The sequence below is a fragment of the Gracilibacillus thailandensis genome, from assembly GCF_010994055.1.
GTDB lineage: Bacteria > Bacillota > Bacilli > Bacillales > Amphibacillaceae > Gracilibacillus > Gracilibacillus lacisalsi.
Map to the genome: position 1 here is coordinate 1 of NZ_WJID01000010.1, position 13,200 is coordinate 13,200.

The following is a 13,200-nucleotide window of genomic DNA, read 5'->3' on the forward strand; positions in this document are numbered from 1 at the left end:
ATTGCCATTTCATACATTTTTTACTTGCCAAATACAACCAGAAGGATGGTACTCGAAGTTGGGACATTGAGAAATATTAATAACCATTTAGAGGATAAAAGCTTTAAATAATAGTAAAAGCCATTGGAACTATAGTTCCAATGGCTTCCTATCTCGCATTCACTGGTATAAACATCCGCAAATAGTGGCTCAAAACTACGCACATCTGGCTCAATCTGTCTGCAATACTCACACTATATGCACCATTTAACTGTGTTTTTCTTTTTTATGTGTAATTAAAGGTATTTATTGGGTTATTAGTTATCAATACTAACTACAAACTACATTTGAAAGAAATTTGAGTAAGTGTTGCAGCAATAGCCCATGGACTTCCTTTTACACCAGCTTTAATTAATTTTTTAGCAGCTTTGTAATATTCTTTGTCAAGCATATATTGATAAAACGTTGAAAAAGCAAAATTTATACTATAGCTAGCAAGGAATGAACTAAATTCTTTTCTCATACACGCTTCATCAAATTCCACTATCAACATATATGGCGTGATAAGGTTTTCTTGTTGAGATTGTTCAACTGTCTGTCTATCCTGAATCATACCGATTGCATTCATTTCTTGTTTAAGTTGTTCCAATTCCGTGCTTGTACCATATTTTTCTTCTATCATATCAATATCTAAACCTATTATTTTACCATTAAAATCTTTAATAGCAGCTTCTTCAAAGATAAATTCTAATTGTTCAGCTAATTCTTTAGCATCCGAATGTTCTTTTGCTGAAACACCCAGAGGAGCTATTGTGTTGAAAATAAAAGTCATCACCAGTCCTACCACTAAAATTTTGAGAAATTTGTGGTTCATATTCTGCATACCTCCTATTTTTTAATACGGTTACAATGATAAGGTATGAGTTGCATAGTTTCAACAGTTTATAGAAAATTTGTTAAAAACAGTAAATTATACCTGTGTGAATAAAAAAAGAGAGCATTAATAATCGCTCTCTTTATCCTTTTTTCTCAGCTGTCCTTCGGCCCAATAACAAAGCCTAAAGAAAATGATGACAAATACTGTTTGAATCAAATTACCTATATAATCTATTGGTTGATCACGAAATATATCAATTAGTAACATAACTAAGAAGTAAACCAAACCTGGCAATGTCCAAAATAGAAACGATTTTTTCATACTTGTCCTCCTAAGATGTGGATTAACAACAAGGATAGTACCAAAAACTATTCTTTGCTATCTTACGATATGTACAGTATAACAAAAATATGTTGTAATGAAATTAAAAAAGGAATGATATACTAAAAAAGAGCATACCGAATATTAATCTGTACCCTTTGTAAAGGACTTTTTTAAAAAAAGACTATGCTATACTGGCAAGATGATTCCTGTATTGTATAGAGGTCATCTTTTTTAGTAATTCCATCTCTGCTTTTAATAAGTTATTTTGTGCCTTTTTCCTTTAGCACTAACAGATTTTACATAGATATTTTTAGTTAACAATTTTACTTCCTTTTCCGTAAACAACCTCTTACTCATTTTATTTCCCCATTTACTATTACTATTTTTTCTTAATTATACACAAAAGTACCCTATGGGTAGACTTTTTTAAAAGTGTCTACTCTATAGGGTACATTTTAATAAATAGGTGCTTTAATTATGTGATACTATAAATGATACAGTTTTAACCCAAAAAATAATTTTATTCTATTTTTTTCCAAACGACTTAAATGCTTTTGTATAGGTGTTTCGTTATATTTTTATAATTATGTTTTTACCATTAAAACATACTCGTTGAATGTTTTGGCTGAATTCTCGCCTTTGGATCCATATATGCTTTGGCATTGTTAACGGCAGTCGGTCCTTCACCAAATCCAGCAGCAATTAAGTTTACTTTACCAGGATACGTACAAATATCCCCCGCAGCATAGATACCTGGGACATTTGTTTCCATTTTCGAATTGACTACAATGCTGTTCTTGTCAATTTCTAATCCCCAATTTTTGATTGGTCCTAACGATGAAATAAAGCCATAATTTACTAGTACATGATCTACATCTATTACGACTTCCTTGTCACCTTTCACTTCTTTTAATCGGACTTGATCGATCTTGTCTTGTCCGATCAGACTTTCTGGAACATACGGTGTTAAAATATTCACATTAGAATTCATTAAATTCTCCACGCTTGCCTCATGTGCACGGAACGAATCTCTTCTGTGTACTAATGTCACTTCTTTGGCAATGGGCTCTAACATAAGCGCCCAATCAACAGCTGAATCGCCTCCACCGAATAATACAACACGTTGGTCACGGAATTTATCCATATTATCCACGAAATAGTGAAGGTTTTTATCTTCAAAATGCTCTGCATTATTTATTGATAATTTTCTTGGCTGAAAAGCACCATTTCCACCCGTAATAATGATTACTTTAGATAGATGCTCTTCTGTCGGTGTGGTAATCCGGAACGTTTCATCCTCTAAACGCTCGACTTTCTCAACAGATTGATTTAAAACGATTTCCGGTTCAAATAGATCCGTCTGTTCTTTTAAGTTATCGACGAGTTCTTGTGCACGAACCTTAGGAAAGCCGGCTATATCATAGATATATTTTTCTGGATATAATGCACTTAGCTGTCCACCGATTTGTGGTAAACTCTCGATGATTTTTACAGAAGATTGTCGTAAGCCACCATAAAAAGCTGTAAACAATCCAACAGGTCCTGCTCCAATAATGGTTATATCATAAACTTCCTTTGACATATTAGATTCCCCCTAATACTTACATCAATGCCTTATATTTTAACATAACAGTATCTTTCATGTCATTTTTACAAGAAAGTGATTGAATATTTGTGAATTCTGCCAAATTCAAAAAAAGAGGTTAAAAAAATTCACAAAATTAAAATCAAGGGTTGAAAAATGTCGTAAAAAGGGCTAACATATACTATGGACTAATTATTAAGACATATGTATTATTACGTGATAGTACGTGAAATACATCACGAATAGTTTCAAAAAAATACTTAAATGGATGTGAGAAAGATGAACAGACCAAAAATTGTCATTTTGGGAGCTGGCTATGGCGGCTTAACGACAGTAGCAAAGTTACAAAAAAAATTAGGTGTTAATGACGCACACATTACGCTTGTAAACAAGCATGATTATCACTATGAGTCAACTTGGTTACATGAAGCTGCAGCAGGTACATTACATCATGACCGCAGTCGTGTGAAAATTTCTGACCTAATTAACTCAGCAAAGGTTAATTTTGTACAAGATACGGTAACAGCAATTAAGCCTGATGAGAAGAAAGTAGAATTGCAAGATGGTGACGTATTAGAGTATGACTATCTAGTAGTTGCTTTAGGTTTTGAAGCTGCTACATTTGGAATTCCAGGTTTATTGGATAATGCCTTTACGATTGGAAGCATTAATAAAGCGCGTCAGATTCGTGAACATATTGATTACCAATTTGCAACGTATAATAATGAAGCTGAAACTAAGCAAGAACGTTTAAACATTGTTGTTGGCGGTGGCGGTTTCACTGGAATTGAGTTTGTTGGGGAATTAGCAAACCGTATTCCTGAACTATGTGAAGAATATGATATTGATCGTAGTAAGGTTCGTCTCATGGTTGTAGAAGGAATGGACACGATTATGCCTGGCTTTGATCCAGAATTAATTGAATATGCCATGAACTCTCTTGAAGCCCGTGGTGTCGAGTTTAAACTAGGTGCTATGTTGAAAGAGGTTCGTGCAGATGGAATTACGATCGAGCAAAATGGCGAAAAAGAAGATATTCCAACCATGACAACTGTCTGGGCAGCTGGAGTTCGTGCAAACCATCTAGTCGAAGAATCTGCATTAGAAGACAATCGTGGTAAAGTTGAAGTAACACCTGAACTACGTGCGCCATCACATGAAGATGTCTTCGTCGTTGGAGATTGTGCATTAGTATGGAACAAAGAAATTGATCGTCCATACCCACCAACTGCTCAAATTGCTATGCAACAAGCAGAAGTCTGTGCACACAATTTAATTGCCCTTGTAAAAGGTGGCGAGTTAGAACCATTTGAATTTATTAATCGAGGAACAGTATGTTCACTTGGTGATAAAGATGCAATGGGATCTATCTTCGGCGGCAAGAAGATCTTCGGTTGGACTGCTTCTTTCATGAAGAAAGTAATCGATAACCGTGCACTATTCAAAATCGGTGGTGTAGGATTAGTGTTGAAAAAAGGTAAATTTAACATCTTTTAATATCACAAATCAAAGCAGAGGATAAGGTCCTCTGCTTTTTACATGCAAGCTTATGTAACTATTAGCTGTAACGGACATTTAGTACGTTATTTAACGCAATATTAGCCGTTTTTATGTGTTAGCGGACATTTAATCCCTTATTCGGTCCGTTGCGGTGAAAATTAGCATTATTTTTGCCGAATAGCGGAATAGATGTCCGCAAGTACCCTGAAAATGGCTTTTTTGTCACAAATAACGGAACAAATGTCCACCAGTTCTAAATGCTTTATTTATTACAAATAAATGAACTTTATTGCACAAGTTCACATGTCAGTATAAAATAAGAAGAGTTATTAATTTAGATCACGGTGGTTAATGTCTGTAAGCCCCGCTGATTATAGACTCACTTTATATGAACGAAGAGGAGTATACGAATGATTCAACTTTTTATCTCTGTTCTTTTATTTTTTGTTTTATTTTTTGGGATTAGCTTTATACTTAACATGATTTTGCGTCAAACATGGCTAATGGCCTTCGTTTTTCCGATCATTGTTATCTTTATTGTTGATACTTTTCCTTTTTCTACATATTTCACTGACCCAAGTCATGCATTTCCAACACTGTGGAATGAGTTAATTTCCCTAAGTGTACAAGATGCGATTATATTATCATCTGGTTTTATCGGCACATTAGTTGCTGGGATCGTGATTAAGTTTCTTAGAAAAAATGGTTATCAAATGTTCTAATACAAACCCGATGTATATTTCTTGTTGTTAGTGGAAAAGATTACACCTAAGAGAGGTGTGATCTTTTTATGTTTATAAGGAAAATTTCCAAAAGTCTATTGATGATGATTCTGTTTTTGGGGGCATTAATGTCTAGTTTCACTATGGTATCTAATGTATCAGCACAAGAAATGTTTAATAGCTTAACAGAGGAAACAAATGAATCACTTGATATTGGCTATCAGCAAGATCGAGACATTCTAAACAAAAAGAAATACGTCAAACATCATAACAATCGCGTCACATACATTTCAAGTGAAGAAATAACAGAGCCATCTACTCTGGAAGAAACGTTGGATTTAAGTCAATATGAGAAACATAATGTCGTAGCCACTGGGTATACAGCAGGTGTGGAATCTACTGGGAAAACGCCAGATCATCCCGCTTATGGTGTGACGTATTCTGGGGTTAAGGTTACTAGAGATTTGTATTCTACAATCGCTGCAGATTTAGATGTTTATCCGATTGGTACGATACTGTATATTCCTGATTATGGATATGGTATTGTAGCGGATAAAGGTGGTGCAATCAAAGGAAACAAGATTGACTTATATTACCCAACAGTGAATGATGTATATGAAAAATGGGGTAAAAAAGAAGTTGATGTATATGTGATTGAATATGGAACCGGAGAATTGACCGAAGAAGTATTGGCATCGTTAAATAATACAGAATCATTACAAGTATTTAGACATCAATATAAGGCAGAATAAGCTTATTAAATGAAGATTAATAGTATCACGACAAAAAACAGCCATTGTGGCTGTTTTTTTGTTAGGTATAGAGAAGAAATTTTAAAATAGCGGATAAAGTAAGAAAGCTAAAAGGACTCCAGTTAATCCACCGAAGAAAACTTCAATTGGCTGATGTCCGAGTAGTTCTTTTAATTCTTTTTGTTTCTCATATTCCCCTTTTTTAGACCATCCTTTTGCCTCGGAGACAAAATGGTGGAAGTCCTTTACAAGTGTGTTTATCAAAATGGCTTGTTCTCCAGCTTGTCTGCGAATGCCTGTCGCATCAAACATGATAATAATAGCTAACACACAAGATACCGCAAAAATGCCGGATGATACACCGTGTTCAATGCCAATTCCGGTAGTGACTGCTGTAACAGCAGCTGAATGACTACTCGGCATTCCACCTGTACTAAATGTTAGGCCAGGTTTGAATTCTTTTGTAGCGATAAAATGTAGGGGAACTTTAATGATTTGGGCAAAAGTAATTGCAATAATGGCTGCCCAAAGTGGAAAGTTTTCGAAAAGCTCCAATTAGAACATCCTCTCTGTCTCTTAGGTGGATATAATGATTTCATGAGCAGTATACGACTTATGATATGTATGTATCTACTGACCAATTTCTTTACCATTATAGCATAGCTTTTACGTCTTTAGAATGGATTACACATCAATTAACATGCTTTTAATATTTAAAAAAGATGAGAACGAACTGATGCTGCTCTCATCTTTTTGGCTCTTATTTAATTGCAGCATCCAAAGATACTTCAATCATGTCGTTAAATGTTGTTTGACGCTCCTCTGCAGTAGTTTCTTCACCAGTAATAATATGGTCGGAAACGGTCAGTACAGATAAGGCATTACGATTGTGTTTAGCTGCCAAGGTATACAATGCAGTTGTTTCCATTTCAATAGCTAACACATTATATTGGTCAAGTAATGCCAGTAATTCCTTCATATTATCACGATAAAAACTATCGCTCGTGAACACATTCCCAACTCTGAGGGAAAGTCCTTTTTCCACACCTGTGTCATATGCTTTTTTTAGTAAATCAAAATCAGCGGTTGGCGCGTAATCAATACCACCAAAAACCATTCTGTTCATTTGCGAATCTGTTGAAGATGTACTTGCTAGTATAACATCTCTTACTTGAACATCTTTTTGAATGGCTCCGCATGTACCGACACGGATCAAATTTTGCACATCATAACTTTGAATTAATTCATTCGCATAGATTGAAATAGACGGTACGCCCATTCCGGTCCCTTGAACAGAGATGTCTTTTCCCTTGTATGTACCCGTAAAGCCGTACATCCCACGAACTTCATTATAACAAGTGACATTCTCTAAGAAATTTTCTGCTATATATTTAGCACGCAATGGATCTCCGGGAAGTAAGATCGTATCTGCAATATCACCTTTTTTTGCTCCAATATGTACACTCAATGTATAAGCCCTCCTTCTAGGCAAGATGTTATAATTAGAAAATATCATAATAAAAATCGAAATACAAATGGAACCCTTCCGGTATATAATGGTATCCCTTTCATGGTTTACGGAAATTTTTCTTTTTTTAGTTTCTTAATTTGCTTTTATCGTATATAATAGTTTTAGTTAGTCATTTCACAAGTTTGGGCAATTAGTTGATTCTCGAAAGATGAACGAGTGATGAGGAGGAGTTATGGTTATGAAAGAACAATCTTTTACTATTCAAAGTGACACGGGTATTCACGCACGACCAGCTACTTTATTAGTAAATAAAGCTGGGCAATATGAATCACATGTGGAATTACATTATAATGGTAAGACAGTAAATTTAAAATCCATCATGGGTGTTATGTCACTAGGTGTACCGAAAGGAGCAGAAATTCGTATTACAGTTGATGGTAATGATGAAGATCAAGCTCTAGAAGGAATTGCAGAAACTATTGCAGAACATTTAGGAAAATAAGTAAGAAAAGCGCAGAGCGCCCGATTAGAAACGTAGCGACTTCAGAATTAACTGAGATAAAGGAATCACGGTGAGTTTACGAACCGATGATGACTTTCACCTAAAGGTATAAGTGCGACTAAGCCTCTGGTTTCACCAATCGGCAAGTCTTCTTTATCGTAGGGCAATTCGTGAAGTCGCCTAGTTTCTGGGCGCTCGGAGCTAGACATCTGCGTAAAATTTATACTTTCTTATCTTATAAGAAAAAGCTAGTTAAATAACTAGCTTTTTTTATGTTATAATAAGATCTTAATTAGTAATTCTTTATAAAAAGGGAAGTGATGTACGATGATGGAATTTCTTTATTTCCCAGAAGATAAAACGTTATATATTCCAGCTGTCCTAAGTTTATTAGTATTTGTAATCGGTGCTTTTGTTGCGATGCATTTCATTAAGAAAGCATCTCGAAAAGAAGAAGAGAAATGGAAACAAAAATATGACGATTTAAAAGATTGATTAAGTTTACTTCTCATTGTCCATAATAGTTAGTGGATAAGTGAAGAGGAGTAGATAATATGAAAAGGTATGTACTTTGTTTCTGTTTAGCTGTGCTCATGTTCCTTGCAGGCTGTCAGGCAGAGGATCGCTCTCCGTTAGAAGTCCGGTTGTATAATGTGGATAATGATGCTGTGGGAACTGCTACGTTCAAAGAACAGGAAGATATGGTATCTGTACAAATTAAGGTGGAAGGCTTAGAACAAGGTCTACATGGCGTACATATTCATGAATATGCTAAATGTGAAGGTCCGGATTTTCAATCTGCCGGCAATCATTTTAATCCAGAAGGAAATGAACATGGACTCATGCATCCTGATGGGGCTCATCTAGGTGATATGCCAAATCTAGAAGTAGAGGCAGATGGAACGGCAGATGTAGAATTAGAGCTTCCAGGCGCAACATTAATGGACGGAGATAAGTCGTTACTAAGAGAAGATGGTACCTCTATTATTATTCATGGAGGAGAGGATGACGGTGTTTCCCAACCTGCAGGTGATGCAGGTGACCGCATCGTTTGTGGTGTAATCTCACTAGAAGAAGCAACCGATGATGAGAAACCGACTGATCCCACTGAATCTAATAAAGAAGAAGAAGAGTAGGCATTCAATTGCTTACTCTTCTTTTAGATTTTCTAAGCATTATCCAGTGCATTTTTAATTCTGGTAGTACCTTCTTTTACTATATCTAAAGGACAGGCGATATTCATCCGCATAAAACCTGAACCTTCTTCGCCAAATGAGGCTCCGTCGTTTAAACCAACTTGAGCTCGTGTTTGTAAGAACTCTTTAAGTTCATCTTGGGAAAGCTCAAGTTTACTAAAGTCAAGCCATATTAAATATGTACCTTCTGGACGGAATACCTTCACTTTAGGATGGTTGGCAAATGTGTTAACTACATAATCTATATTTGTTTGTAATTGTTTGAGTAATTGTTCGAGCCATTCTCGCCCGTTATTATAGGCTGCATCTAAAGCAGTGATTCCCATTGTATTTAAGATATGCATTCCTTGTTTATGGAATGTCTTTTCTAAAGCGTCTCTTTTTTGTTTATTAGCTACGATTACGTAGGAGACTTGCAGACCTGCCAAATTAAATGTTTTAGTTGGTGACATACAAGTGATGATCTGTTCTTCCATGTCTTCATCGATTTTAGCAATAGGTATATGTTTATTTGGATGATAAACAAGGTCAGCATGGATTTCGTCAGCAAAAATCATCACGTTATATTTTTTACATAGTGCAACGATTTTTTCTAATTCTGCTTGCGTCCAGACACGCCCAACAGGATTATGTGGATTGCAGAGAATAAAAACTTTTACTCCTTGTTGTAATTTCGCCTCAAAATCCTCGAAATCAATCTCATATCTATTTTCCTGTACAATGAGGGAATTAGTCACTAATTCTCGGTCATGATTTTTTACAATGTCATAAAAAGGGGGATATACAGGTGTCTGAATTAATACTTTATCCCCTTTGTCTGTGAAAGTTTGAATAGCCATATATAACGTAGCAATCACACCTGGGCTGTACAGGATTGAAGCACTTTTCACTTTCCAATCGTGTTTGTACTCGAGCCAATCGGTAATGGTATTTTGCAGCGCATTATCTGTATAAGTATAGCCGAATACACCGTGTTGTGCGCGCTCGGTTAATGCGTCTTTAACAGCAGGTGGAACTTCAAAGTCCATATCTGCTACCCACATTGGTAAGACATCTTCTGATCCATAAAGTGATTTGACCAGATCCCACTTAACTGCTCTTGTATTTCGTCTCTCAATTTTTTTATCAAAAGAAAATGTCATATGTTTTAGCACTCCCTTTATAACGTTTCTTGTTATTCCACTTTAATCATACCGCTCACTCAAAGAAAAGTCTAATACTCGATTTATGAATTTGCCTGTCTAACCATTTTTGCAATATGGTGTGCACTTTCTTCTGGGAGTAGGTGACCAGTTTTGTCTAAGGTTGTTAATGTTGCATTTGGAAGGTATTTAATAAGCTCATATCCAATTTCGTATGGGATTATTTCATCGTTTTTTCCCCATAAAATATTAGTAGGGATATCAATAGTTGTGAGTTCTTCTTCAGATAAATCCCCTTGGTGATCGTTTAAGATTTTGATGATACATGGATATATTTTTTTGTTTAGAAAAGGTTTTTTATAGTGTTCCAGCATTTCATCTGTGATGATATGATCCTGATAAATCGAATGTCTCAGCATTTCATAAACTCCTTTTCGCTTTAATAAGCTTCTAGCGATAAAAGGAGATAATGGATTATGACAGATTGCTTTAGCAAACAATGGGGAATGTCTCATAAAACTACAGGGAGCTAATAAATATAATCGGTCGATATGGTCAGGATACTTGTAAGCAAATCGTAAAGAAATTTGTCCACCCATTGAATGGCCGAGAAAAATCGCTTTATCAATGGATTGGTCTTTCATGATGTAACGGACCGCATCTGCCATATGGTCATAGGAAAATAAACATGTGTTGGACTTTTCACTTTCTCCGAAGGGAGGGATGTCGATGGACATAATTTGAAAATTTTCTTGTAATAATGGAATTAATTTTCGAAAGCAATATGTTGAAGCTAAGAAACCATGTAGCATAATTATGGTCGGCTTTAACGAATGTTTATAAAAAGTGAAGCTGATAATGTGACCTTTATACGGGATAGTACTTCTCATATGTTGAAACCTCACTTAAACATGATTCAAAATGCCACTTTTGTCAGTAATAGAGGAGCAAGTGCATCAAATCACTCATTCCAATGTTATTTTGTATCTGTTTTTACATTTATATAAAAAAATAAGCAAAGCGACGGATCGCTTTGCTATCCAGGGGGAATACGAGAAAGTCTTACATATATATAAATTGCCCATTTCCATATATTTTAAACCTTTTTTAATGAAAAAATTTCATTTTTTTTGAGATAGTTTTTAGATCAAATGATTCAGCTTTCTTTTGCTATTTTTATCCTAAGTATGCTAAGATTACTTAATGTTTATAGGGTCATTAATTGGTAAGAAAATGCTTAGAGGAGTTGGAAGTATGTCAGATAAATATCAAATAGGAGACGTGGTGGAAGGAGTAATCACAGGTGTTCAACCCTATGGGGCATTCGTTTCTCTTGGTGAGGACGTACAAGGTTTAGTTCATATATCTGAAGTTACAAATGGATTTGTCAAGGATATTACAGATCATGTCAAAGAAGGAGATAAAGTAACTGTTAAAATAATTGAAGTTGACGAAACGGAGAATAAATATGCATTATCAATCCGCGCACTTCAGCCTGCTCGAGAAGAGGAGCGCAATACCAATTCAATTGCTGAAAAAGAAGGAGAACACGGATTTAATACACTGAAGGACAAGCTAAAAGAATGGATCAAACAATCCGAATAAGTTTTTTACCCGCTTTATGAAAAAAAGCGGGTATTTTACATTTGGTAGCTTGAATGTTCTGATCCTAACAGAAATAATTCTTAAATTCAGAACCATTTATTAATTCTCCTGTTGCATTGCTTGATTTAGTAAGCAGGATTCGGTACATTTAAATAGTGAGAATAATTATTGGAGGTTACAAAAACATGACACATGTACGCTTTGATTACGAGAAAGCACTAGCCTTTTTCGGGGAACACGAATTAGAGTACCTGAAAGAACCGGTAAAATTAGCACATGAAATGGTACATAATAAGACAGGTGCAGGGAATGATTTTCTAGGTTGGGTAGATCTTCCAACAGACTATGATAAAGAAGAATTTTCCCGTATTAAGAAAGCAGCCGAAAAAATAAAATCAGATTCTGATGTGCTATTAGTTGTAGGTATTGGAGGTTCTTATTTAGGTGCACGTGCAGCAATCGAAATGCTAAATCATTCTTTCTATAATGAATTAGCGAAAGAACAACGTAAGACTCCACAAGTTTTCTTTGTTGGTAATAGCATTAGCGCTCCTTATATCAATGATCTATTTGATGTGTTAAAGGATAAAGATGTATCTGTCAATGTTATTTCCAAGAGTGGAACAACGACAGAGCCAGCAATCGCCTTCCGTATTTTCCGTAAGTTCCTTGAAGAAAAGTACGGGGTAGAAGAAGCGAAAAAACGTATCTATGCTACAACGGATAAAGCTAAAGGTGCCCTAAAGACACTAGCGAATGAAGAAGGATACGAAAGCTTCGTTATTCCAGATGATGTTGGTGGACGTTACTCTGTTCTTACAGCAGTAGGGTTATTACCAATTGCGGTAAGTGGAGTAGACATTGACGAAATGATGCAAGGTGCGCAAAAAGCTCAAGAAGAATTGAGTGAAGCAGACTTAGCGAAGAACCCAGCTTATCAGTATGCTGCAGTTCGTAATGTCTTATACAATAAAGGAAAAACAATTGAAATGCTTATTAATTACGAGCCAGCACTTCAGTATTTCTCTGAATGGTGGAAGCAGCTTTACGGTGAAAGTGAAGGGAAAGATTTCAAAGGTATTTATCCATCTTCTGCTAACTTCTCGACAGACCTTCACTCATTAGGTCAGTATGTACAAGAAGGTCGTCGTGATATTTTTGAAACAGTACTTCATGTGGAAGAACCAAAATCAAATATCACTATTGAAAAGGAAGATCAGGACTTAGATGGATTAAACTATTTGGCTGGTGAAACACTGGACTTTGTTAATGAGAAAGCATTTCAGGGTACATTACTAGCACATACGGATGGTGAAGTACCAAACTTACTTGTACACCTACCTAAATTAGATGCGTACACATTCGGATATGTAGTTTATTTCTTCGAAAAAGCATGTGCGATTAGTGGATACTTACTAGGTGTCAATCCATTTGACCAGCCAGGTGTAGAAGCGTATAAGAAAAATATGTTTGCCTTACTAGGTAAACCAGGTTTTGAAGAAGAAAAAGCAAAATTAGAAAAACGCCTTTAAGGTTTAAAAGGTC

At 35.5% G+C, this 13,200-nt stretch carries 15 protein-coding genes; 8 read left to right on the top strand and 7 right to left on the bottom strand.

Annotated elements, in window-relative coordinates; translation table 11 throughout:
* Nucleotides 1-313: 313 nt before the first annotated feature.
* From GH715_RS04275 to GH715_RS04285, 3 genes are all read right to left on the bottom strand, one after another.
* Nucleotides 314-853 carry a hypothetical protein gene (locus tag GH715_RS04275; RefSeq protein ID WP_153834479.1) on the bottom strand — a complete coding sequence of 180 codons (540 nt, stop codon included), beginning with the start codon at nt 851-853 and terminating at the stop codon, nt 314-316.
* Between the two features lie 126 nt (nt 854-979).
* Nucleotides 980-1,177, bottom strand: coding sequence for a hypothetical protein (locus GH715_RS04280; RefSeq protein WP_153834478.1), 198 nt, complete (start codon nt 1,175-1,177; stop codon nt 980-982).
* Nucleotides 1,178-1,778: 601 nt separating this feature from the next.
* Nucleotides 1,779-2,762, bottom strand: coding sequence for an NAD(P)/FAD-dependent oxidoreductase (locus GH715_RS04285; protein ID WP_153834477.1), 984 nt, complete (start codon nt 2,760-2,762; stop codon nt 1,779-1,781).
* Nucleotides 2,763-3,044: 282 nt separating this feature from the next.
* Here GH715_RS04285 and GH715_RS04290 point away from each other — a divergent pair, with 282 nt between their 5' ends.
* The 3 genes from GH715_RS04290 (at nt 3,045) to GH715_RS04300 (ending at nt 5,739) form a co-directional block, all read left to right on the top strand.
* Nucleotides 3,045-4,262: an NAD(P)/FAD-dependent oxidoreductase gene (locus tag GH715_RS04290; protein ID WP_018930815.1), complete on the top strand. Its 1,218-nt coding sequence runs from the start codon at nt 3,045-3,047 to the stop codon at nt 4,260-4,262.
* 413 nt (nt 4,263-4,675) lie between these two features.
* Entirely contained in the window at nt 4,676-4,987 is a 312-nt protein-coding gene (locus tag GH715_RS04295) for a YuiB family protein (RefSeq protein WP_153834476.1), read from the top strand.
* Nucleotides 4,988-5,055: 68 nt separating this feature from the next.
* Nucleotides 5,056-5,739, top strand: coding sequence for a 3D domain-containing protein (locus GH715_RS04300; protein WP_153834475.1), 684 nt, complete (start codon nt 5,056-5,058; stop codon nt 5,737-5,739).
* 81 nt (nt 5,740-5,820) lie between these two features.
* Here GH715_RS04300 and GH715_RS04305 read toward each other — a convergent pair whose 3' ends face one another.
* Both GH715_RS04305 and deoD read right to left on the bottom strand, forming a co-directional pair.
* On the bottom strand, nt 5,821-6,294 hold the full coding sequence (locus GH715_RS04305; protein WP_153834474.1) for a divergent PAP2 family protein: 474 nt from the start codon (nt 6,292-6,294) through the stop codon (nt 5,821-5,823).
* Between the two features lie 205 nt (nt 6,295-6,499).
* Nucleotides 6,500-7,207 (bottom strand): purine-nucleoside phosphorylase, encoded by a 708-nt coding sequence (deoD, locus tag GH715_RS04310; protein ID WP_153834473.1) that lies wholly within the window; start codon nt 7,205-7,207, stop codon nt 6,500-6,502.
* Nucleotides 7,208-7,448: 241 nt separating this feature from the next.
* On the opposite strand from deoD, the gene GH715_RS04315 reads away from it, so the two are divergent.
* From GH715_RS04315 to GH715_RS04325, 3 genes are all read left to right on the top strand, one after another.
* Nucleotides 7,449-7,712, top strand: a complete 264-nt coding sequence (locus GH715_RS04315) for a phosphocarrier protein HPr (RefSeq protein WP_018930810.1) — start codon at nt 7,449-7,451, stop codon at nt 7,710-7,712.
* Nucleotides 7,713-8,039: 327 nt separating this feature from the next.
* A complete protein-coding gene (locus GH715_RS04320; RefSeq protein ID WP_018930809.1) occupies nt 8,040-8,207 on the top strand; it encodes a hypothetical protein in 168 nt (55 codons plus the stop codon).
* A 59-nt stretch (nt 8,208-8,266) separates the two neighbouring features.
* A complete protein-coding gene (locus GH715_RS04325) occupies nt 8,267-8,848 on the top strand; it encodes a superoxide dismutase family protein (RefSeq protein ID WP_153834472.1) in 582 nt (193 codons plus the stop codon).
* A gap of 32 nt (nt 8,849-8,880) precedes the next feature.
* Here the strand turns inward: GH715_RS04325 and GH715_RS04330 are convergent, their stop codons facing one another.
* Both GH715_RS04330 and GH715_RS04335 read right to left on the bottom strand, forming a co-directional pair.
* A complete protein-coding gene (locus GH715_RS04330) occupies nt 8,881-10,050 on the bottom strand; it encodes a MalY/PatB family protein (protein WP_153834471.1) in 1,170 nt (389 codons plus the stop codon).
* A gap of 83 nt (nt 10,051-10,133) precedes the next feature.
* Nucleotides 10,134-10,940, bottom strand: coding sequence for an alpha/beta fold hydrolase (locus GH715_RS04335; RefSeq protein ID WP_153834470.1), 807 nt, complete (start codon nt 10,938-10,940; stop codon nt 10,134-10,136).
* Nucleotides 10,941-11,304: 364 nt separating this feature from the next.
* On the opposite strand from GH715_RS04335, the gene yugI reads away from it, so the two are divergent.
* Complete coding sequence (gene yugI / locus GH715_RS04340) at nt 11,305-11,655, top strand: S1 domain-containing post-transcriptional regulator GSP13 (RefSeq protein ID WP_153834469.1); 351 nt, start codon at nt 11,305-11,307, stop codon at nt 11,653-11,655.
* Between the two features lie 185 nt (nt 11,656-11,840).
* Nucleotides 11,841-13,187, top strand: a complete 1,347-nt coding sequence (locus GH715_RS04345; RefSeq protein WP_153834468.1) for a glucose-6-phosphate isomerase — start codon at nt 11,841-11,843, stop codon at nt 13,185-13,187.
* Nucleotides 13,188-13,200: the final 13 nt, after the last annotated feature.